This is a genomic window from uncultured Microbacterium sp. (genome assembly GCF_945952435.1).
Lineage (GTDB): Bacteria > Actinomycetota > Actinomycetes > Actinomycetales > Microbacteriaceae > Microbacterium.
In genome coordinates, this window is record NZ_CAMFHZ010000015.1 from 24,578 (window position 1) to 47,067 (window position 22,490).

General features: G+C 71.4%; 16 protein-coding genes and 1 pseudogene. 5 read left to right on the forward strand and 12 right to left on the reverse strand.

All coding sequences use genetic code 11. From position 1 onward, the window contains the following. The first annotated feature begins 88 nt into the window (after positions 1–88). The gene (locus tag Q0P88_RS09410) at positions 89–607 is read left to right on the forward strand and encodes a nucleoside deaminase (protein ID WP_295013441.1); all 519 of its coding nucleotides are present in this window, start codon (positions 89–91) and stop codon (positions 605–607) included. Between the two features lie 125 nt (positions 608–732). Beyond that, the gene (locus Q0P88_RS09415; protein ID WP_295013443.1) at positions 733–2,265 is read left to right on the forward strand and encodes an NCS2 family permease; all 1,533 of its coding nucleotides are present in this window, start codon (positions 733–735) and stop codon (positions 2,263–2,265) included. An 83-nt stretch (positions 2,266–2,348) separates the two neighbouring features. Here Q0P88_RS09415 and Q0P88_RS09420 read toward each other — a convergent pair whose 3' ends face one another. The 4 genes from Q0P88_RS09420 to Q0P88_RS09435 are packed head-to-tail and all read right to left on the reverse strand — an operon-like array spanning position 2,349 to position 8,105. Further along, on the reverse strand, positions 2,349–2,966 hold the full coding sequence (locus tag Q0P88_RS09420; protein WP_295013444.1) for an NTP transferase domain-containing protein: 618 nt from the start codon (positions 2,964–2,966) through the stop codon (positions 2,349–2,351). Beyond that, positions 2,963–5,836: a molybdopterin cofactor-binding domain-containing protein gene (locus Q0P88_RS09425; RefSeq protein ID WP_295013446.1), complete on the reverse strand. Its 2,874-nt coding sequence runs from the start codon at positions 5,834–5,836 to the stop codon at positions 2,963–2,965. The genes Q0P88_RS09420 and Q0P88_RS09425 overlap by 4 nt, the downstream gene beginning before the upstream one ends. After that, complete coding sequence (locus Q0P88_RS09430) at positions 5,833–6,798, reverse strand: FAD binding domain-containing protein (RefSeq protein ID WP_295013448.1); 966 nt, start codon at positions 6,796–6,798, stop codon at positions 5,833–5,835. Before Q0P88_RS09430 ends, Q0P88_RS09425 begins: the two co-directional genes overlap by 4 nt. After that, the gene (locus Q0P88_RS09435; RefSeq protein WP_295013450.1) at positions 6,789–8,105 is read right to left on the reverse strand and encodes an XdhC family protein; all 1,317 of its coding nucleotides are present in this window, start codon (positions 8,103–8,105) and stop codon (positions 6,789–6,791) included. The genes Q0P88_RS09430 and Q0P88_RS09435 overlap by 10 nt, the downstream gene beginning before the upstream one ends. A 245-nt stretch (positions 8,106–8,350) precedes the next feature. Between Q0P88_RS09435 and Q0P88_RS09440 the strand changes: the two genes are divergently transcribed. Continuing rightward, complete coding sequence (locus tag Q0P88_RS09440; protein ID WP_295013452.1) at positions 8,351–8,851, forward strand: tetratricopeptide repeat protein; 501 nt, start codon at positions 8,351–8,353, stop codon at positions 8,849–8,851. Positions 8,852–8,933: 82 nt separating this feature from the next. Here the strand turns inward: Q0P88_RS09440 and Q0P88_RS09445 are convergent, their stop codons facing one another. The 7 genes and pseudogenes from Q0P88_RS09445 to Q0P88_RS09475 all read right to left on the reverse strand — a co-directional run bounded on the left by Q0P88_RS09445 (position 8,934) and on the right by Q0P88_RS09475 (position 17,817). Next, entirely contained in the window at positions 8,934–9,299 is a 366-nt protein-coding gene (locus Q0P88_RS09445) for a cupin domain-containing protein (protein ID WP_295013454.1), read from the reverse strand. A 109-nt stretch (positions 9,300–9,408) separates the two neighbouring features. Further along, positions 9,409–10,275 carry a xanthine dehydrogenase accessory protein XdhC gene (gene xdhC, locus Q0P88_RS09450; protein ID WP_295013456.1) on the reverse strand — a complete coding sequence of 289 codons (867 nt, stop codon included), beginning with the start codon at positions 10,273–10,275 and terminating at the stop codon, positions 9,409–9,411. Positions 10,276–10,342: 67 nt separating this feature from the next. Further along, the gene (gene xdhB, locus Q0P88_RS09455) at positions 10,343–12,739 is read right to left on the reverse strand and encodes a xanthine dehydrogenase molybdopterin binding subunit (protein ID WP_295013458.1); all 2,397 of its coding nucleotides are present in this window, start codon (positions 12,737–12,739) and stop codon (positions 10,343–10,345) included. Continuing rightward, positions 12,736–14,211, reverse strand: a complete 1,476-nt coding sequence (locus Q0P88_RS09460; RefSeq protein WP_295013460.1) for a xanthine dehydrogenase small subunit — start codon at positions 14,209–14,211, stop codon at positions 12,736–12,738. Before Q0P88_RS09460 ends, xdhB begins: the two co-directional genes overlap by 4 nt. Before the next feature lie 243 nt (positions 14,212–14,454). Next, positions 14,455–15,207, reverse strand: a pseudogene (locus Q0P88_RS09465) (IclR family transcriptional regulator). An 80-nt stretch (positions 15,208–15,287) separates the two neighbouring features. Continuing rightward, on the reverse strand, positions 15,288–16,031 hold the full coding sequence (locus Q0P88_RS09470) for a galactose mutarotase (RefSeq protein ID WP_295013462.1): 744 nt from the start codon (positions 16,029–16,031) through the stop codon (positions 15,288–15,290). Positions 16,032–16,251: 220 nt separating this feature from the next. After that, positions 16,252–17,817 (reverse strand): carbohydrate-binding protein, encoded by a 1,566-nt coding sequence (locus Q0P88_RS09475; RefSeq protein ID WP_295013464.1) that lies wholly within the window; start codon positions 17,815–17,817, stop codon positions 16,252–16,254. Positions 17,818–18,127: 310 nt separating this feature from the next. Here Q0P88_RS09475 and Q0P88_RS09480 point away from each other — a divergent pair, with 310 nt between their 5' ends. Further along, positions 18,128–20,071, forward strand: coding sequence for a DEAD/DEAH box helicase (locus Q0P88_RS09480; RefSeq protein ID WP_295013466.1), 1,944 nt, complete (start codon positions 18,128–18,130; stop codon positions 20,069–20,071). A gap of 288 nt (positions 20,072–20,359) precedes the next feature. Next, the gene (locus Q0P88_RS09485) at positions 20,360–21,223 is read left to right on the forward strand and encodes a phospholipase (RefSeq protein ID WP_295013468.1); all 864 of its coding nucleotides are present in this window, start codon (positions 20,360–20,362) and stop codon (positions 21,221–21,223) included. Between the two features lie 88 nt (positions 21,224–21,311). Here the strand turns inward: Q0P88_RS09485 and Q0P88_RS09490 are convergent, their stop codons facing one another. Further along, complete coding sequence (locus tag Q0P88_RS09490; RefSeq protein ID WP_295013470.1) at positions 21,312–22,421, reverse strand: Rv2578c family radical SAM protein; 1,110 nt, start codon at positions 22,419–22,421, stop codon at positions 21,312–21,314. Positions 22,422–22,490 lie beyond the last annotated feature (69 nt).

Genomic DNA, 22,490 nt, shown 5'->3' on the forward strand with positions numbered 1-22,490 from the left:
GGTTCGACGTATATCTCGTGGAACGACCCGACTCCGGGTCCGACCCGATAAGCCGTATCACTGCGCTGAAAGCAAGGAAGCTCTCCGCATGAACAGCACCCCAGCGCCCGCCACCACCTCCGCGGTCGACGCCACGCCGGCCGCCTACCTGGCCCGCGCCGTCGCGCTCGCCACGCAGAACGTCCGTGAAGCCGGCGGCCCGTTCGGCGCCCTCGTCGTCGCCGCCGACGGCCGTGTCTTCGAGGGCGTCAACCGCGTGACCGCCAACCTCGACCCGTCCGCGCACGCCGAGGTGACCGCCATCCGCAACGCCTGCCAGGGGCTGGGGACCTTCGACCTCAGCGGCGCCGTGCTCTACACGAGCTGCGAGCCGTGCCCCATGTGCCTGGCCACCTCGCTCTGGGCGCGCATCGACCGGGTGTACTTCGCCGCGAACCGCGATGACGCCGCCGATGCCGGCTTCGACGACGCCGTGTTCTACCGGTACTTCGAAGGCGGCGCCGAGGATCGCGAGATCATGCCGGTGTCCGACATCGAGCTGCCGGCTGCCGAGCGCGTCGCGCCGTTCACGGAGTGGGCGCACACCGCCACCCGCATCGACTACTGAATCGACGGGCCCGGCCGCCGAGGCCGCGGCCCTCCCGGCGCAGGCGATCCCGCCCGCGCCTCCTCGCGCGCCCGCGACCCCGCGGCGCGTCGTACGAACCGACTCTCGCTGCAAAGGAGCAGACCATGACGTCGACCACACCCGACGACGGATCCGGGGTCCCCGAGGTCTCCGGATCCCCGTTCTCCCGCACCGCCGACACCCTGCCGCCGCTCAAGACCGGCGCGACCACGACCGTGGAGGGGGAGCCGAAGAACGCGCTGGACCGCTTCTTCGAGATCACCCGCCGCGGCTCGACCGTCGGACGCGAGGTGCGCGGCGGCATCGTGACGTTCGTCACGATGGCCTACATCGTCATCCTCAACCCGCTGATCCTCGGCGGCACGAAGGACGTAGCCGCGCACGCCCTCGACGCCGCCCAGATCGGCGCCGCCACCGGCCTGACGGCCGGCGTCATGACGATCCTCTTCGGCGTGATCGCACGGCTCCCGTTCGCACTCGCCGCGGGCCTCGGCATCAACTCCTTCCTGGCGGTCTCCGTCGTCGGGCAGGTGACGTGGCAGGAGGCGATGGGGCTCGTCGTGATCAACGGTGTGCTGATCGTGCTCTTCGGGGCCACGGGCATCCGGACCGCGATCTTCAAGGCCGTGCCGCAGCCGCTCAAGGCCGCGATCACCGTCGGTATCGGCCTGTTCATCGCCTTCATCGGCTTCGTCGACTCCGGCTTCGTGAACCGCACCGCGGGCGGCCCGCCCGTCCAGCTCGGCGAGGGCGGATCCATCACCTCGGTGCCGACGCTCATCTTCCTTCTCGGCGTCGTCGTGATCGGGATCCTCGTCGCCCGCAAGGTGCCGGGAGGGATCCTCATCGGGATCGTCGCGACCACGATCGTCGCCCTCATCGCCCAGGCCGTCCTGCAGCTCGGACCCTCGTTCAAGGATCCGAACGGCTGGCACATGACCATCCCGCAGCTCCCCAGCTCGTGGGTGACGGTGCCCGACTTCGGGCTCGTCGGGCAGTTCGACCTGTTCGGCGCCTTCGGTCGTATCGGCGCGCTCTCGGCGACCATGCTCGTGTTCACCCTGGTGTTCTCGAACTTCTTCGACGCGATGGGGACGATGACGGGTCTCGCCCGCAACGCGGGACTCGCGTACAAGGACGGCACCTTCCCGCGGCTCCGCTCGGCCTTCGTCGTCGAGGGCTTCGGCGCGGTGGCCGGCGGAGTGACCTCGACCTCCTCGAACACCGTCTACGTGGACAGCGCCTCCGGGATCGGCGAGGGAGCGCGCACCGGGCTCGCCTCGCTCGTCGTCGGCGCGCTGTTCCTGCTGTCGATGTTCGTCACCCCGCTGACGCTCGTCGTCCCGATCGAGGTCGGATCGGCCGCGCTGGTGGTCGTCGGAGCGATGATGATGGCCCAGATCCGCGAGATCAAGTTCACGAACTTCGCCGTCGCGCTCCCCGCCTTCCTCACGATCGTGACCATGCCGCTGACGTACTCGATCGCGAACGGCATCGGCGTGGGCTTCATCTCCTGGGCGCTCATCAACGCGCTCTCGGGACGCGCGCGCAAGGTGCACTGGCTCATGTGGATCGTCGCCGCAGGCTTCGCGCTCTACTTCGTCCGCGGTCCGGTGGAGCAGCTGCTCCCGCACTGACCTCCGACTCCGAAGCCCCCGATCCGCGCCTCAGCGGGCCGGGGGCTTCGGCGTCCTCGCCGTCGGCCCGGAGCGGGTCCGGCTCAGGGGGTGAAACCCAGCTCGGGCCAGCCGGCGAGATCCGCGGGCTCGTCGATGTCGTCGCCGCGGCCCAGGTCGTCGCAGTCGACGACGTCCACGAGGTGGCCATGCGCGGCGATCCAGGCGCGCGCCCCGGCATCCCCCTCCGCCATCGCCGCCGCGGCCGCCAGGTGCGCGGTGTCGAACACGATCGGATTGCCCGGGTACCCGCCCCACGCGGCGCGGGTCACCCTGCCGTGGCGGTGCGCGGCGAGGAGCCGGCGGATCACCGCGGCGCCGACGCCGGGCTGATCTACGAGCAGCACGACCACCGCGCGGGGAGGGGCGTCCGAGACGATGAGCGGCACGACCGCCGCCCGCAACGAGGCGGACATCCCCCGGTGCGCCTCGCGCACCTCCACGGCGTGCGCGGCAGGGCACCGCGAGCGCAGCCAGCTGCGCACGGTGCGCGCCGCGGGCCCGACCACGACCGTCACCGAGCACCCGGCCTCCACGGCGGCCCGGGCGGCGCGGGTGGCGAGCACCTCGCCCTTCCACGGCAACAGCGCCTTCGGTCCGCGGCCGAGGCGGACACCGCGGCCGGCGGCGAGCACGATCGCGTGCGGGAGCGGGGGCCTCATAAGGCGCTCTCCCCGGACGTGGGGCGCCTCGCGTCCCGGGCGACGAGCGCCGCATGGATCCGGTCGCGGGTGAACGGCGTCTCGGTCATCCGGATCCCGGTCGCATCCCGGATCGCCGAGGCGAGCGCCGGGGCGACCGGATTGAAGGGGGATTCGCTCATGGACTTGGCGCCGAGCGGCCCGAGCACATCGGAGGTCTGCGCGAACATCACCTCCGAGCGCGGAACGTCGGCGAACGTCGGCACGTGGTACTGGCGGAGGATGTCGGAGACCACGCGGCCGTTCTCGTCGAGGCGCACGATCTCGTGCAGCGCGGCGCCGATCCCCTGCGCGATGCCGCCCTCGACCTGCCCTCGGCACTGTTCGGGGTTGACGACGACGCCGGCGTCGGCCGCATGGATCGAGCGGAGGATCCGCAGCTCACCGGTCGCCTCGTGCACCGCGATCCGGAACGCCTGCACGTTGAAGGCGACCGAGCGCGGCGTGCCGCCCCAGTGCCCCTTCTCCTCGAGGGGCTCACCGCGCCGTGCAGCCTCGGCGGCGAGCTTCGCGAGCGTCAGGGAGACGTCACCGCGGACGACGCCGGTGGCGGTGAGCACGCACTCGGAGACCGGTGCGCGGAGCAGCTCCGCCGCGAGCGCGAGGATCCGGTCCGCGAGCGCAGTCGCGGCGGCGTGCGTCGCGCGCCCCGCGACGACGGTCCCGGTGGAGCCGAAGGCGCCGGTGTCGTGGGGGACGAGGTCGGAGTCCGACTGTCGCAGCCGCACCGCCCGGGCGGTCGTCCCCAGAACGGTCGCCGCGATCTGCTGGTGCACGGTCGAGGTGCCGTTGCCGAACTCTGCCGTCCCGACGTCGAGCCCGAACGCGCCGTCCGCGTCGAGACGGATCGCGACGTGCGAGTGGTGGCCGCGCGGCGGGACGGTCGCGATCATCGCGACCGCGGATCCCTCCCCGATGCGCCACCCCGGCGCGAGGGATCCGCGGTCGCTCTCCCGGTCCCGGGCGAGGGCGTCCCGCGCGAGGGCGACGCCCTCGTCCAGGCCGTAGCTGCCGATCACGAGGTCCGGTTCCTCGTGCGCGGCGATGATCGGATCATCGGGGCCGATCAGGTTCTGCGCACGGAACGCGAGCGGGTCCCAGCCGATGCGCCGGGCCAGCTCGTCGACCGTGGACTCGATCGCGAAGATCATCTGGCTGAGGCCGTAGCCGCGGAACGCCCCGGAGGGGATGGTGTTCGTATAGACGACGTCGGCGTCGATCTTCTTCGCCGCGGCACGATAGACCGCGATCGACTCTCCGACGCCGTGGAACATCACCCCGGGCCCGTGGTTGCCGTACGCCCCGGTGTTCGAGCGGACGTCGACCCCGATCCCGGTGATCCGCCCGTCCTTCGTCGCCCCCATCCGCACCCGGATGCGGAACGGGTGACGCACGCTCGTCGCGGTCAGCACCTCCTTGCGGGAGAACTCCACGCGGACGGGGCGCCCTGTCGCCATGGCCGCGAGCAGGGCGAGGTCCTCGGTGAACACCTCCTGCTTGCCCCCGAAGCCGCCGCCGACCCTCGTCGCGTAGACGCGCAGCCGCGCGGGCTCCAGGCCGAAGACGCGGGCGAGGGTGCGCCGGGCGAGGAACGGCACCTGGGTGCTGCTGCGCACGACCCAGCGCCCGTCGGGATCCTGCCAGGCGATCGAGCCGTGCGTCTCCAGTGCGGTGTGCGAGACGCGGTGCGTGCGGTACTCGCGCTCCTCGACGACGTCGCTCGCGGCGAGGGCGGCCGCCAGGTCGCCGACCTCGGTGTGCAGCTCCACGAGGACGTTGTCCGCGGCACGGTCGACGCCGGCGGGATCCGGGACCGCGCGGCCCTCCGCCTGTGCGCGCAGCCCACCGGGGGAGGAGGCGCCGTGCAGCGCGACTGTGTCGGGATGGTCCGCCCGCTCCGGATCCAGGTTCGCGGGCAGCACCTCGTACTCGACGTCGACGAGGCGGGCGGCCCGCTCGGCGTCGCGCGGGGTCTCGGCGACGACGAGCGCGACGCGCTGCCCGACGAAGCGGACGTACTCGTCGAACACGTGGGTGTCGGCCGGGTCGTCGGCCTCGATCTCGTGCTGCGCGGTCGAGAAGAGCGTGGACGGGGCGTCCGCACGGGTCAGCACGCGGACGACCCCGCTCGCGGCGAGGGCGCGGGCGGCATCGATGCGAACGACCCGCGCATGGGCGTGCGGGCTGCGCACGACCGCGGCGTGCAGCAGAGGGGCGGGAAGCTCCGACGGATCGACGTCCATCGTGTAGCGGACCGTCCCGGTCACGACCCCGGCCGCCGCCGGTGCCCCCGTGGCGCGCCCCACGCCTCCGGCGCGGTCGTCGATGTTCACCGTTCCGCGCACGGCGTCCTCGATCGCCCGGTAGCCGGTGCACCGGCAGATGTTGCCCTTGAGCGTGCGATCGAGGTCGTGCTCCGCCCCCGGGGGCATCGCCGCGACCGTGCACACCATCCCCGCGGTGCAGAACCCGCACTGGAACCCGGCGGCCCGGCGGAACCGCTCCTGCACCGGGTGCGGATCCTCGGGGGTCCCGAGACCCTGCACCGTCACGATCTCGCGCCCGGCCGCGCGTTGGGCGGGGTAGACGCAGCTGTGCACGGCATCCCCGTCGACGATCACCGTGCAGGCGCCGCAGTCGCCCCCGTCGCAGCCCTTCTTCACGCCGTACGATCCCTGGTCGCGCAGCCAGGTGCGCAGGCACTGGCCCGGCTGCGGATCCACCATGACCGTCCGTCCGTCGACCACGGCACTGCGCTTCGGCGGTGTCGTGGTCGCCGCCTCGGGGGCGCAGGTCTCTCGCTCGGTCGGCTCGATGCGCGTGGCGCTCATCGTGTGCTCCTCTCCATGCGCAGATCGCCCGTGGTCCTGCCCCTCGCCGCATCCACGCCGGTGGCGATCCCGGGCAGGAGCTCGGCCAGGATCTCGTCGCCGAGCCGGTGGGTCATCGCCCGTCGCCAGGCCGGACTCCCGTGGATGTCGTCGTACCAGCCGCCCGTGCGCGAGACGGCGCGGTCGATCGCGACGCGCCAGGCGGATCCGTCGGCGCGGACCGTGCGAGTTCCCCCGCGGGCGTGCGGCTCCGACATGACATCCAGGACGACGGGATGGACCGTGGAGGCGGTGACGGTCAGCCGCAGCGCCGTGTCGGATATGCGGCGTCCGATGAGCAGCGCCGCGGAGCGTCCGCGCTCGGTGAGGGAGATCCGCCGGAAGGCGGGGCGCTCCCGCAGCGAGGCCGCGGGGACGTGGAAGCCGCGGATCAGCTCTCCGTCGCCGAGGCGCGTGCGCGCGGGGCCGAGGATGAGCTCCGCGACCGGCGTGCGACGGAGGGATCCGTCCCGTCGCCGCACGAGGGCGACGGCGTCCCATCCGCTCAGCAACGAGATCATGGGTCCGGCGGGAAGGGCGGTGGCCACGTTGCCGCCGACCGTCGACACGTTCCAGATCTTCCAGGAGGCGACGAAGGCGTCGCACGCCGGGGCGATGAGGTCCAGCCCGGGCAAGCTCGATCGCGGCATCCCTCCCGGCTCTGCCTCGACGGCGAGCGCGCGGAGCTCGGCGATGCGGCAGGTCGCGGCGATCTCGAGCGAGACCGTGCCGTCGTCCTCGTGATGCCAGACGAGCGGCGGCCAGCCCGCCCCGGTGATGTCGAGCAGCCGGGTCGGCGCGCCGCGGGTGATGTCCGTGCCGTAGGAGAAGGTCACCGTGCCTCCGGCGAGCCAGGAGTCGCCCGGCCGCCACCGGCGCGGATCGGCGCACAGCAGCACCTCGTCGACGCTCGTCACGTCCATGCCGGTGTCTCCCTCGTGCTCGGGGACGCGGCGCACGCCCGGCGCGTCGGGACGGTGGCGGCCGTCGCGGCGGGGGCGGCGGGGAGGAGGTCGGTGCGAGCGGGCTCGGTGCGGGCCGTCCCCGCCGCGCGACGCCGGGCGTCGTCGTGGACGTCGCCCGTGGTGTCGCGCAGACGGGAGGGGACCGGCCGGGCGGCCGTCGCCGGGGCGGTCGACCCCGCTCGTGCGGAGGACTCGGTGAGGATCAGCTCCGCGAGGATCGACACGGCCACCTCCGCGGGGGTCCGCGCGCCCAGATCCAGCCCGATGGGCGAGTGCAGGCGGCTCAGCTCGTGGTCCGTCAGGCCTCCCGCGCGGAGCTCCTGGATCCGCTTCTCGTGCGTCACGCGCGAGCCCATCGCTCCCACGTAGGCGACCTCTCGGCGCAGGAGCAGATCGAGCACCGGCAGGTCGAAGCGGGGGTCGTGGGTGAGCACGACGACGGCGGTGCGCGCGCCGATGCGACCCGCGGCGAGCTCCTCGGCGAGGTGCTCGGCGGGGTGCATGAGCACGACCTCGTCCGCCCCGGGGTGGCGCTCGCGGGTGGCGAAGACCGGGCGTGCGTCGCAGACCGTGACACGACGCCCCAGGACCGCCGCCGCCTGGGCGAGCGCAGCGGAGAAGTCGTTCGCGCCGTACACGATCAGCCGAGGCGGCGCGATCGTCGACTCCACGAAGAGGCGCCGCACGACGGGGCATCCGGGGACGGAGCGGTCGGCGATCTCGACCACGTGTGCGCCGCCGGCCCGCAGCGCGGCGCCCACCCGATCGGCCGCGTGCGCCGCTGCCGCGCGCACCGCCGCCGGCGGCTCGTCGCCGTCGAACGCGACGCACAGGGCCGTCTCGTCGAGGGGGATGCCGATGCCCTCCGCGGTCAGCAGCGCGCCGGAGGTCGTGTCGTGCAGGGGGAGGTCGCGCACGAGATGCGTGTGGGCGGCGGGAGCCGCGGATCCGATCGTCCGCAGCGGCTGCACGAGCACGCGCACGTCGCCTCCGCACAGGAGACCGACCCCGAGTCCCTCGTCGTCCCCGTAGCCGAAGGAGTGCAGTTCGACGTCGCCCGAGTCCAGACAGGAGAGGGCGGCGCCGACGACCACCCCTTCCACGCAACCGCCCGACACCGACCCGATCGTGCGGCCGTCGTCGCGAACGGCCATCGACGTTCCGGCGGGGCGCGGGACGGATCCGGACACCTCGACGATCGTCGCGATCGCCCAGCGTCCTGGTTCGGCGAAGCACTCGGCGTAGTCGGCGATACGGTCGAGCATGGGGCACCTTCCTCATCCGGATGAGGCGATGCGCCGGGGCTGTGACGGCGTTCACCGGTCACGATCCGCGGCGTGATCGCCAGGGATGCCCGGTAGATGGTTCGCGGTGGTAACCCGCCTAGGCCTGGGAGGAGTCTACGGCGGCCCTCGTGTCGTGGCAAGCAGATTTTCCTCATCACGGATGATAACTTCCATGATGTGGACGTGGCGGAAACGATAGCGTGATCTTTCACGAAGGAGGATCCATGACCACCCCTGACCTGCGCTCCCGCCTGGACGAGATCTTCGCCGCCCGGGACCGCGCGCACATGGCGCCGACGATCGCCGCCTTCCTGGACGTGCTCGCCGAGCACCCGGACGATGCGACGGTGCTCTACGAGGTCGGAGGCTCCTACGACACCGATGGCCAGGAGGAGACCGCCCTCGGCTATTACCGCCGCGCGATGGACGCCGGTCTCGACGGGCGATGGCTGCGACAGTGCTATGTGCAGTACGGCAGCACGCTGCGCAACCTCGGGCGGCTCGACGAGAGCCTTGCGGTCTTCGACGAGGGCCTGCAGCGCTTCCCGGAGTCGGAGTCCCTCGGGATCTTCCGCGCCCTGACGCTGCATGCCGCGGGGAAGCCCAGCGCCGCACTCGGTGCCGTGCTCACCGTGATCGCCGATCGGTTCCCCACCGACGAGGTGCAGCGCTACGAGGCCGCGCTGCGCGGCAACGGCGCCTACCTCGCATCGCTCGACGCCTAGCGCCTGTCTGGCCGTCTACCGCGCCAACGTCCTCATCCCCACCGCCATCGCCTGGACGAAGGTTCTCGGCTCTCGTCGCCGATCAATTGAGTTCGCGCAGCTCCGAGGTCAGCTCCCCGCCGGCGTCTCCGGTGTTGACGGTCCCCTTCGGCTCGAACAGGATCGCGTGCACCTCGTCGCTCGCCTTCGGACAGTGCTCCACGCCACGCGGCACGACATAAACATCGTTCGGGTTGAGGACGACGTCTCGATCACGGAGCTGGATGGTCAGCTGCCCACTCACGACCATGAACAGCTCATCCGTATCAGGATGGGTGTGCCAGACGAACTCGCCCTGCAGCTTGACCACCTTGACGTCGTAATCGTTGATGCTCGTGAGGCGATGAGGCTGCCAATACTCACCGACCACGGAGAGGGCATCGTGCACGTTGCGGACATCGTCTGCCATGGCTCGAGGCTATCTGATCCCCTCATTCGTCAGACGCGCGCTCGCCGGGCGGGAGCGCGTGCGCCGGGCGCGCGCGTCCCGGTCGAGCTCGTCCGTGCGCTTCCGGAAGTCAGGAAGCGGCAGGATCCCGCGCCGCGGCTTCCTCGATGAGCTGCAGGATCCGGGCGGCGACGCTCACGGCGATCGCCGCCGGCTGCTTACCGGAGACCTCGGGAATCCCGATGGGCGTCGTCACGCGGGAGAGGTCGGCGTCGCCCTGCCCCAGCTCCCGCAGTCGCTTGCGGAAGCGGGCCCATTTCGACGCGGATCCGATCAGGCCGATGGAGGCGATGTGCTCCGCGCGCAGCGCCTGATCGACGATCGCCAGGTCTTCGACGTGGTCGTGCGTCATGACGAGCACGTGAGCGCCGGGGGTCAGTTCGCTCAGCGTCGCCTCCGGCACGGGGGCGTGCACGACCCGGACGCGGGCGACCGCGTCGCTGAGCACGCCGATGCGCCCCGGCACGCCGACCCGCTCCTCGGTGAGCATGTCGGCGCGCGAGTCGACCAGCACGAGGTCGAGCTCGTGCCGAGCGAGGATCCGCGCCAGTTCGAGGCCGACGTGACCCAGGCCGAAGACGGCGACGGCCGGGGTGACCCTGATCGGTTCGAGCAGCATCGTGACCTCTCCTCCGCAGCACTGCACGCCGTATTCCGTGACCGCCTTGTCGCTGAGCGTGAGCGCCAGCAGCTCGGGTTCCGCCGATCCATGCGTGAGCATCCGTCGGGCGCGCTCGATCGCGGTCTGCTCGAGGTTCCCCCCGCCGACCGTGCCATGCACGGCATCGGGGGAGACGACCATCTTCGCGCCGCCATTGCGCGGCGCATGCCCGCGCACGGTCGCCAGTGTCACGATCACCGCGGGGATCCGCCGTGCCCGCAGATCCTGCAGCGCGTCCAGCCAGTCCATCGTCAGCCCCGGGCGCGCAGGGTGCATCGGGCGAGGGTGTTTCGTCTCGGTCGCCGGGTGGCGTCCTCGCTCAACGTCCGGGTGGGGGCGCGCATCAGTCGCCCGCGGTGGTGACGAGGGTGCGCTCCGCGCGCGGCGCCGGATCGGCCGACGCCTCCGCCGCCGTCGCGTCCTGCGCGGCGCGCACGGCCCAGAACACCGCCTCGGGCGTCGCCGGCGAGGCGAGGTCGACGGAGTGCCCTCTCGGTCCGAAGGCGCCCACGGCGTCGCGCAGCGCCTCGCGAGCGCTGAAGGCGAGCATGAACGGAGGCTCGCCGACGGCCTTGGAGCCGTACACGGCGCCCTCCTCGCGCGCGTTGCGGAACAGCCGCACGTGGAACTCCTCCGGCATCTCCGAGAAGCTCGGCAGCTTGTACGTCGACGCCGACTGGGTCTGCAACCGCCCGCGATGCGGGCCGTCCGTCTCGTCCCAGCGCAGTTCCTCCAGGGTGAGCCAGCCCACGCCCTGCACGTACGCGCCCTCGATCTGGCCGATGTCGAGCATCGGCGACAGGGAGTCGCCCACGTCGTGGATGATGTCGACGCGGCGCACGCGGTAGGCGCCGGTGAACTCGTCGACCTCGACCTCCGTGGCCGCCGCGCCGTAGGCGAAGTACTTGAACGGCGACCCCTGCATGATCTCCGGGTTCCAGTGCAGACCCTCGGTGCGGTAGTAGCCCGCGGCGAACAGCTGCACGCGCTGGAAGTACGCGGCCTTCACGACCTCCGCGAACGACACCTTCTTGACGGGTGCGCCGAGCGCCGTGACGAAACCTCCCCCGAAGCGCACATCCCGCTCGTCGACGTCGAGCATGCGCCCTGCGACCTTCGCGAGACGATCGCGGATCTGCTCGCACGCGTTCTTCACGGCGCCTCCGTTGAGGTCGGCGCCTGAGGAGGCCGCGGTCGCCGAGGTGTTCGGGACCTTGTCGGTGCGGGTCGGTGCGAGGCGCACGCTGTGCAGCTCCACGCCGAGCGCGGTCGCCGCGACCTGCAGCATCTTCGTGTGCAGGCCCTGGCCCATCTCGGTGCCGCCGTGGTTGACGAGGATCGATCCGTCCTTGTAGACGTGCACCAGGGCACCCGCCTGGTTGAACGCGGCGAAGTTGAACGAGATGCCGAACTTGATCGGCGTCATCGACAGGGCCCGCTTGACGTGCGGGCTGGTCCGGTTGAACGCGGCGATCTCCTCGCGGCGCGACGCCACGGAGGCCTCCTCGGACAGCTGTCCCCAGATCGTCTCCAGGCGGTCCGCGTCCTTCACGGTCTGGCCGTAGGGCGTCGTCTGGCCGGGCTGGTAGAAGTTGCGGCGGCGCAGATCCAGCGGGTCGATCCCGAGCTGCGGTGCGACGCGACCCAGGATGTCCTCGATGAGGAACACGCCCTGCGGGCCGCCGAAGCCGCGGTAGGCGGTGTTGGACTGCTTGTTCGTCTTGACGATCCGCCCGTGGGCGCGCACGTTCGGGATCCAGTACGAGTTGTCGAGATGGCAGAGCGCCCGCCCGAGCACGGGCTCGGACAGGTCGATCGACCAGCCGCCGTCGCAGGTCAGCGTGGCGTCGAGGGCCTGCAGCAGGCCGTCCTCGTCGAAGCCGACCTTCCAGGAGATGTGGAACGGGTGCCGCTTGCCCGTCATCGTGATGTCCTGGGTGCGGTTCAGGCGCAGTCGCACCGGACGTCCGGTGAGCTTGGCGCCGAGCGCGGCGATCGCGGCGAATCCGTGCGGCTGCATCTCCTTGCCGCCGAACCCGCCGCCCATGCGCAGGCACTGCACGGTCACCTCGTGCGCGTGGATCCCGAGGACGTGCGAGACGAGATCCTGGGTCTCCGTGGGGTGCTGGGTGGAGCACTGGATGAAGTACTGGCCCTCGGAGTCACGCACCGCGAACGACGCGTGCGTCTCGAGGTAGAAGTGCTCCTGACCGCCGAACTCGGTGACGCCCTCGAAGACGTGCGCGGATCCCGCGAGTCCCGCGTCGGCGTCGCCGCGCTCGACGGTGCGGGGCGTGCCCTGGAACGATCCGGCGTCGACCGCGTCCTGCACGGTGACGAGGGAGGGCAGCGGCTCGTACTCGACCGTCACGCGCTCGGCGCCGAGTCGCGCGGCCTCCTGCGTCTCGCCGAGCACCCAGACCAGGGCGTGGCCGTAGAACATGGCCTCGCTCGGGAACAGCGGCTCGTCGTTGCGGATGCCCGCATCGTTGAGGCCGGGCACGTCGTCGGCGGTGAGGACGCGCACCACGCCGGGGACGTCGTAGGCGCCCGAGACGTCGATCGTGACCTTGGCATGCGCGTTCGTGGACTGCACAGGCCACGCGGTCAGCACGCCCGCGGTCTGCTCCGCGAGGTCGTCGGTGTACATCGCGGCGCCCGTGACGTGCAGGGCGGCGCTCTCGTGGGCGGCCCGCAGGCCGACGACGGGGTTCTCCGGGCGGTCGGCGAGAGTGCTCATGCCGACACCTCCTTCGATGCGAGAGTGGTCTGGCTGTAGAGCTTGAGCAGTGCGGTGCCGAGCATGTGCGAGCGGTACGCGCTGCTGGCGCGGTGGTCCGACATCGGCGTGCCCTCGCCGCGGAGCACCTCGGAGGCCGCCTTCACCGTGGCGACGTCCCAGGGCTTGCCGACCAGGGCCTCCTCGGTGGCGCGGGCACGCAGCGGGGTCGCGGCGACGCCGCCCAGGCCGATCGTCGCGCCGGTCACGACGCCGCCGGAGATGTCGAGCGCGAACGCGACCGCGACGCTGGAGATGTCGTCGAAACGGCGCTTCGCGATCTTGTGGAAAGCGGTCGTGGTCGCGAGCGACAGCGGGATCCGCACGGCCTTGATGAGCTCGTCGGGGCGCTTGACGGTCTGCCGATAGCCGGTGAAGTACTCGGCCAGGTCGACCTCGCGCTCACCGTCGACCGAGGCGAGGACGACCCGCGCGCGCAAGGCCAGCAGTGCGGGCGGGGTGTCGCCGATCGGGGATCCGGTGCCGAGGTTGCCGCCGAACGTGGCGCGGTTGCGGATCAGCCGGGAGGCGAACTGCGGGAGGAGCTGCGCGAGCAGCGGGATCCGGCCGTCCAGTCTCCTCTCGACCTCGGACAACGGCAGTGCGGCGCCGATCTCGACGACGTCCTCGCCGATCGTCAGGGTGCGCAGCTCCGGCAGCTGCTCGATCGCAACGACAAGCGGGGCGCGACGGCCGCGGATGTTCACCTCGACCCCCCAGTCGGTGGATCCGGCGACGAGCAGCGCGGCCTCCTCGTCGTGCAGGATCCGCAGGGCGTCGGCCAGCGTCGCGGGGCGCACGAACCGAGCGCCGTCGACCGTGGCGTCCGTCGCGACGGTCGACGGAGCGGGACGGTCGAGCCGCTGCCGCAGAGGGTCGTCGGCCTCGGGCGAGCCGAGCGTGTAGGCGGCGTCGCGGATCGGGCGGTAGCCGGTGCAGCGGCAGAGGTTGCCACTCAGGGCATGCAGATCGAAGCCGTTCGGGCCGTGCTCGGGGTCGTGCACGGGGCACGCGACGGATTCGTCGTGCGCATCGGCGTCCGCCGCGGTGCGGTCGGCGCGGTAGTACTCCCCGGCCATGCTGCATGCGAAGCCGGGGGTGCAGTAGCCGCACTGGGATCCGCCGGCCTCTGCGAGCTTCTCCTGCACCGGGTGCAGATCGTCCGGCGAGCCGAGGCCCTCCGCGGTCACGATCTCCTGGCCGTCGAGCGCGTACACCGGCACGAGGCACGCGTTGACCGGAGTCCAGGCGGTGCCGCCGTCCGGGGTCGGCGTCGCGAGAAGCATCGCGCACGCCCCGCACTCGCCTTCGGCGCACCCCTCCTTGCTGCCGGAGAGCCCGCTGTCGCGGAGCCAGTCCAGCGCCGTCGCATGCGCAGGCGTGCCTGCGAGCGGACGGCTGTTCCCGTTCACGGTGACGGCGGTGTCGGCCATTGGTTCTCCTCGCGCCAGGTGGGGCGATGCGTGGAGGCCAGAAGGGTAGTCGGGACCCGGAGCATGAGCCTCGGCGGCATCGCCGTGGTCTGCCCGGTAGATGATCCGTTTCCGAACCCGCCTAGGCGTGCCGACAGCCTAACCCGGGCTGCACGGACGTGGCAAGCAGAATTCTAAGAGACGGATTTCCACATCCGCTGGGCGGAAATCAAAAAGCGGCCTCGTCGCCGCGCGATGTGGTGCTCACGCGGCGGCGGCGGCCGAGATCTCCGCGGCGATCTCGTGCAGGACCGGCACGGCGCGATCCGCGAGCCCCTCGTCCGCTCGCGACATCGGCAGCGAGATCGAGAGCGCCGTGGGCGTCGGCATCCGCGGGACGATCACGGCGTAGCAACGCACCCCGACCTCGTGCTCGCCGTCGTCGATCGCGTGACCGCGCTCGCGCGTGCGCTCGAGCTATGCAAGCAGCTCGTCGAGCGCCGTGATGCTCCGCGGCGTCGAGGCGGGAAGACCCGTGCGGGCGGCGAGCGCACGCACCTGCTGCTCGGGCAGCTCCGCGAGCAAGGCCTTTCCGACCGCGGTCGAGTGCAGCTGCGCCCGTCCGCCCACCTCCGTGAACATGCGCATGGCGTGGGGCGACGGCGCCTGGGAGACGTACACGACCCGGTCGTCGTCGAGCGTCGCAAGGTTGGCGGTCTCTCCGAGGCGGTGCACGAGGTCCTTCAGCTGGGGCATCGCGATCGCGCCGAACTGACGGTTGGCGATCTCGCCGAGCCGCACGAGGCGCGGGCCGAGCGCGTAGCGCCGATCCGACAGCTGTCGCACGGCGCCGCACTCGATGAGCGTCTGCAGCAGCCGGTGCGTCGTCGTCAGCGGGAGCCCGGCCTGCGCCGAGATCTCGCTGATCGTGAGCAGGCCGCCGGCTCCGGCGACGAGCTCGAGCAGCTCGAAGACCCGCGTCACGGACTGCACGGTGGTGGGTGCCTTGGCGGCCATCGCGACCCTTTCGATGCGGAGGAGCACATCCGCATCGTGGAAGCGCGGATGAGGGGCAGGCTATCCCATCCGCCCCGCGGTCACACGGTCAGCGACACGCCCCACTGCGCGCTCCAGCTCTCGCCCGGCCCCAGGCGGCGCAGCCCCCGCCCCGAGTTGAAGGCCTCCGCCGGTGCCGACATCGGTTCGAGCGCCACGACGAGCGGCCGGCCCGGGTACTTGTCGTTCGTGAAGGCCTGCACGTAGTCCAGACCCGGACCCTGCCACAGGGTAGCGGTGCGTCCGTCCGGCGCGGCGAGCGTGCTGCGCACCCGGCCGTCGGCATCCCGACGCAGGGTGGCGAAGCCCGTGTCGAGCGCCAGGTCGCCGAGCCGTCTCGGCATGCGCAGATCGGTGCCGCCCGCGACGGGGGACTCGCCGACCGGGAGCATGCGATCGTCGGTCTCGAAGAACGTCTCGGCGGGGATCCGCAGCCGCAGCTCGCTCGGATCCGCATCCCCGATCGTGAGGTAGGGATGGGCGCCCAGCGCGACCGGGGCCGGAGTGGCCGAACGGTTGGCGATCACGTGCTCGACCTCGATGCCGTCGGCGGTGAGCGTGTATCGGACCGACGTCTCGAGCAGATACGGGTACCCCGTCTGCGGCACGACGTCGGCGCGCAGCAGCACCGAATCCGCCGTCCGCTCCGCGATCTCGTAGGCCGTGAAACGCAGGAGGCCGTGACTCGCGTTGCGCAGCTTCGGCTCGGTGATCGCCAGCGCGCGGGTCTCGTCCCCGTCGATCCAGATGCCGTCGCGGATCCGGTTCGGCCACGGCACCAGCACGACCCCGGAGGCGCCGGGAGCCGGCTGGTCCTCCGGATAGGGGGGACCACGACCGTCCCGCCGACGACGAGATGGCGCAGTGCGGCGCCGACCTGGGAGATCTGCGCGTGGACGCCGTGGGCGTCGAGGACGACCTGTGTGCCGGTGGGAGTGGTCATGCGGCCATCGTAGGACGGTGGCAGGTCGCGCGCGGCCGTGCGTCGTCCGGGATCCGGAGAGGTCAGATCCGGCCGAGAGCGGCGAGGAATCGCTTCGTGTACCCGAGCGCGGGGACGGACGGATCCGAGTTGCACGTGTCGGACAGTGCCGTCGAGGTGCAGGGGACGTCGCGGTCCAGGGACCAGAAGTGGATGCCCGCGAGGCCGTTCTCCCGCGCGAAGGCCGTCATCTCATCGACGTCCTGCAGGGAGAAGCTCTCGTCGGCGATGTCGTTGCGCGAGATCATCGGCGTGAGCTCGATCCGCGCGAGCGGGATGGACGGATAGGTGTGCCGGAGGTTCGCGACTGCCTGGATCGCCGAGGCGCCCATGTTGCAGACCGCGCCGCTCAGCACGCAGGTGCTGCGGGACGCGGGGCCGTAGTCCATGACCATGAGGTTGATCGTGTAGTTGCGCAGGCCCGACGCGAGCACGGCTTTGACGACGGCGTCGCCCGTCGCGTTCACGCCGCCGAAGCTGCCGTCGGACGCGGCGAGCGTGGCGACGGTGAACGAGAAGCGCAGGCCGGGGTAGCGGTCCTGCACGGCCGCCGCGGCGGCGACCTGTGCGCCGATCTCGGAGACGGACTGGCCCCGCTCGATGTCGAAGTCGACCCCCACCAGGTTGTCGCTCGCGTAGCGGTCGATGAAGGTCCGCATGCCCGCAGCGGACGAGCAGGTAAAGCTGCCCGCGGCGCCGCCCGTTCCGATCACGTAGTCGTACCCCGCCTGATCGAGGCGGTGGACGTTGTCGTCGGCGAACGCCTGTGCGGGCACCCCGGCCCAGTTCTCCGCGCCGCACTCGCCGGTTGCGAACGCGAGGGTCACGGCGTCGAGTGCGGGCAGGGTCGAGGCCAGCGTCGTCCCGGATCCGACGAGAGGGACCGGGGATCCGTTGACGGCCGTCGTGCCGAGCACGTAGCCCGTGCTCCAGAACATGGCCTGCGCGATGTCCTTGTAGGGGCTGAAGAGGAACGCGGGTGCGGATCCGGTCGCCGGCGGGGTCGCGGTCGTCGGGGCCGGAGTGGGACTCGGGGCCGGAGTGGGGCTCGGGGTGGCGGGCGGCGCGGTGGGTGCGGGCGTGGATCCGTCGCACGACGTGGCGGCCCAGAGCGACGGCGCGGCGCTCGGCGACCACCAGTTCGGTGTCGACGTGGACACATATCCCTTGCCGTCGAAGAGGACCTTGTCGCCGGTGGTGTAGGCGCGGTCCCCCGCATAGGGCTGCCGGAAGGGCGCACAGGCGACGGACGGGGACGCGCTCGGGCTCGGAACGGACGTCGGCGCGGGAGTCGGAGCAGGGGTCGCCGTGGGGACGGCGCCGTCGCAGGTGGTCTTGGCCCAGTACGAGGGCGCGGCGGTCGGCGACCACCAGTTGGGTGCGAAGGTCGAGACGTAGGCGGTGCCCTGGAAGAGCACCTTGTCGCCCTTCTGGTACGCGGGATCGCCCGAATAGGGCTGGCGGAAGTCGGGGCAGGCGCCTGTCTGTGCGGCGACGGCGACGAGGGGCACGGCGAGCGACGCCGCGGCGATGCCGAGTGCGACGACGAGGGACACGACTCGACGAGAGACGGCGCGCGGCAGGGACATGGACGAACGGTAGCAGCGGCGATGGCGTTCCGATATACCGCGTGCGAAGTTCCTCGGCGGGCGTCGAGGTGCCTCGGTTAGAATGGGGTGTCGGCTTCGGGCAACCGCGACCTGTTTCTCCGGGACGCGGCTGTGTGTGAACGTGTGAGCCCCGTGTGGGCGGCCCAGGGCCGATGGTGCGTCGGCGGGACCCCGCCTGACGCGAACACCATCACAGGAATGGCCCCGGCCGAAGGCCGCCCGGGTATGTCCGCGCCCTCCTCGGGCGACGGGCGCTGTTCTCGTGCGAGAACCAGACAAGGACACCCCGATGCCCAAGAACCACAAGCCCAAGGGCGGTCGCCCCTCGGCGAATTTCGAGCCGCGCTACGCGAAGAAGACCTCGTTCCACGATCGTCATCGCCAGGGACGCCCCGCCCGCGACGGCGACGCGCCGCGCGCCCACGACCGGGACAGGACCGATCGCGACCGGGTCGACCGCGGATACGGGCGCGACGCCCGTCCGGCCAGGGACGACCGCCGCGTGGACTCCCGTCCCGGCAGTCGCTCGCCCGGACACCGCGGGTACCGCGCAGAGTCCGCGGGGGCCGAGCGGGATCCGAAGCGTCGCTGGTCCGCACAGGAGCGCGCGGGTCGTGACGAGGCCCGTCCGATCCGCGGTCGCGCCGAGTCGGGTCGGGTCGACGCCCCGCACCGCCGGGACGACCGGTCGGACCGCCCCCGGTTCGACCGGGACGACCGTGCGCGTCGGGATGACCGTCCGCGATACGGCCGTGACGACCGTGCGCGTCGCGACGACCGTCCGCGGTATGACCGTGACGACCGTGCGCGTCGGGAGGACCGGTCGCACCGCGCCGACCGCCCCCATCGGGACGACCGGCCCCGATTCGATCGCGACGACCGCCCGCGTCGGGACGACCGCCCGCGTCGCGACGACCGCTCCTCCCGCCCGGCCAGGGACGACTGGAGCCGCGGCAGTGACCGGACCCCTCGCCCCGAGCAGACCGAGGACGTCGTCCACGAGCGCCTCGTCGCGCAGACCGTCGAGGCCGAAGCCGTGGCCGACGTCACTTTCGCGGATCTGGGTCTCGGCTCCAACATCGTCGAGGTCCTCGGCAACATGGGCGCGCAGAGCCCCTTCCCGATCCAGGCCGCCTCGATCCCGGCCGTACTCGAGGGCCGCGACGTGCTCGCTCGCGGGCGCACCGGATCCGGAAAGACGATCGCTTTCGGGGCGCCGCTCGTCGAGAGCATCCTGCTCTCGCAGAAGGGCAAGAAGCGCGAGTTCGGGCGGTCGCCGCGCGCGATCATCCTCGCGCCGACGCGCGAGCTGGCGCTGCAGATCGACCGCACCGTGCAGCCGATCGCCCGCAGCGTCGGCCTGTTCACCACCCAGATCTACGGGGGCGTCCCCCAGGCCCGCCAGGTCGGAGCGCTCAAGAAGGGCGTCGACATCGTGATCGGCACCCCGGGGCGCATCGAGGATCTGATCGCGCAGGGCAAGCTCGACCTCTCCGATGTGCGCGTCGCCGTGCTCGACGAGGCGGATCACATGTGCGAGCTCGGTTTCGTCGAGCCCGTCCAGCGGATCCTGCGAGCGACGGGGGAGGGGAGCCAGAAACTGCTGTTCTCCGCCACGCTCGATCGTGAGGTCGCCGCGCTCGTGGACGAGTTCCTCGTCGACCCCGCCGTGTTCGAGGTCGCGGGGGAGACCCAGGACTCCGGCACGATCGAACACCGGGTGCTCGTGATCGAGCACCGCGACAAGGCCGAGATCCTGCGCTCGCTCGTCGATCGCGACGGCCGCACGCTCGTCTTCGCCCGGACTCGCGCGTATGCCGAGATGCTCGCGGAGCAGTTCGAGGATGCCGGTATCCCCGCCGTCTCGCTGCACGGCGATCTGAACCAGGCGAAGCGCACCCGCAATCTGCAGAAGCTGACCTCGGGGCGGGTCAACGTGCTGGTCGCCACCGATGTGGCGGCGCGAGGCATCCACGTCGACGACATCGACCTCGTGGTCCAGGCCGACGCCCCCGACGAGTACAAGACGTATCTGCACCGCGCCGGCCGCACCGGGCGTGCGGGCAACGCCGGTCGCGTCGTCACGCTCATCACGCGTCCGCGCAGCCGCCGCATGTCGGAGCTGCTGGATCGGGCGGAGATCGACGCCCCCTTCGAGCAGGCGCGTCCCGGCGACGACCTCGTCGAGGAGATCGCGGGACGCATGCCGACGGAGGCGGACCTGACGTCCTGACCGGCTCCATCCGGTTCTGCGGAGGGCTCGGAGGCGACGACACGTCGCTCCGGGCCCTCCCGTCGTGGAACCGGCGGTGACCGCGCGGAGGCCGGGCAAGCGCGGGGCGCGGGCAGCCAGCGACGGAAGGACGCGCCTGAGAATCGGGTAAAAAATTATTGTGCATCCGGGTCAAACTCGGAAACCTCCCAGCCGGGGTGATGCAGGATCGTTACCTTGTGCGCGCCACCCGAGGCGCCAGCGCCGCTTCCCGAGCGGTGCCCCGGACTCAAGGATCGTTACTTCTTCATGTCGAAAACCCCGCTTTCCCGTCAGACCCCGCTTTTCCGCTCGGCCCGTAGCAAGACCATCGCCTTCGTCGGAGCCGCCGCCGTTCTCGGCGCGGTCGCCGTAGGAGGCGCCGCCCTCCTTGCCCCCGCGACGGCTGCCGCCGAACCCGCGGCGGCGGCCGAAAGCGCCGTGAACGCCGTCAACGAACGTGCCCAGGTGCGCGCCTCCCTCGACACGGCGACGACCGCGATGGTCGACGCGGCGGCGGTCAACGCCGACGTCAAGGCCTCCGGCCTCGACCTCGGCCAGGGCCGAAAGTTCGTCGACACGACCGGCCTGCGCTCCGCGCACGACGTGCTCGCCTCCCATGCCTCCGACAACGCGGCCCCGCACACGACGCTCGCGGTCGTCGTCGCGTCCTACTCGGAGCGCGTCGAGTCCGAGGTGAGCGAGGTGCGTACCAACCTCGACAACGCGGTCGCCGCGAAGCAGGCCGCGGACGCCGCTGCCGCCAAGGCCGCCGAGGAAGCGGCGGCAGCCGCGCAGGCCGCTGCCGACGCCCAGGCCGCCGCCAACACCCCCGACGGCGCGCGCAACGCCGCCCGGCAGCTGATGTCGAGCCAGTACGGCTGGGGCGACGACCAGTTCCAGTGCCTGGACTCGCTGTGGACCAAGGAATCGGGCTGGGACTACCAGGCGTACAACCCGTCCGGCGCGACCGGCATCCCGCAGGCGTTGCCCGGCGACAAGATGGCCACCATCGCCGACGATTGGGCGACCAACGCGGTCACCCAGATCACCTGGGGCCTCGGCTACATCTCCAGCGTCTACGGCACCCCGTGCTCGGCGTGGGGTCACTCCCAGGCGACCAACTGGTATTGATCCACGATCGCCTCTTCGTGGGTTCGTGGACTCGTGGGCTCGAGACTGAGGCTTCCGTCGCAGAACAGACGCTTCGGAGCAGCGTGCTTCAGAACAGCGTCGGGGTCGGTGCGGGCGCTCGTCGCGCGCCGACCCTCGACGGCGCGATGCGTTCCCCCGCGGGCTGCTCGAACAGCCACAACGGCTGCGTGCCGACCGGTTCCGGTTCGGAGAACGAGCGCCGCCGGGGACGGTCCGCGGAGTGCCGCGCCTCCAATCCGTGCATGCGGATGAGCGGTTTCACCCTGCGCCCGAGCCAGGTGCGATAGTCCTTCGGCGCCTCGGAAGCCCCACCCGGATAGAGAGCGCGATAGGAGCTCAACAGATCCGGGCGATGCTGCGAGAGCCACTGCAGGAACCAGGCCTTGACGCCGGCACGCAGGTGCAGGGCGCCGTAGATGACGTGGTCGGCTCCGGCCTCCCTGATGCGGCGCAGTGCGCGGTCGATCGCGTCCACCGAGTCGGTGAGGTGGGGCAGGATCGGCATGAGGAATACGCCCACGCGGAACCCCGCATCGCTGAGCGCCCGCACGGTGTCGAGGCGGGCCTGCGTGGTGGGTGCGCCGTGTTCGATCGCCTCACGCAGCGTCTCGTCGAACATCGCGATCGACAACTGCACGTCGACGGGGACCTGTGTCGCCGCATCGACGAGCGCCGGGATGTCGCGGCGGATCAGCGTGCCCTTCGTGAGCACCGAGAACGGGGTGCCCGACTCCGCCAACGCCGCGAGGATCCCCGGCATGAGGCGATAGCGCCCCTCGGCCCGCTGGTACGGATCGGTGTTGGTGCCGAGCGCCACGGTCTCGTGCTTCCAGGATCCGCGTCGCAGTTCCTTCTCGAGCGTCTCGACGACGTTGACCTTCACCACGATCTGCGAGTCGAAGTCGCGTCCGGCGTCCAGGTCGAGATACGTGTGCGTGCCCCGGGCAAAGCAGTACACACAGGCATGGCTGCATCCGCGGTAGGGATTGATCGTCCACTGGAACGGCATCCGGGAGCTGCCCGGCACGTGGTTCAGGGCGGACTTCGCGAGCACCTCGTGGAAGGTCATCCCCGCGAACTCCGGCGTCGTCACCGTGCGGAGGAATCCCGTGCGGTTCTCCATGCCGGGGAGCGCTTCGGAGTCGGTCTCGTCGATCCTCTGCCCTTGCCATCTCATGCCCATATTCGAACATAAGGACGATCTTGAGTCAAGAGATAATCGTCGAAAGCTTCGAATGACTCCGAC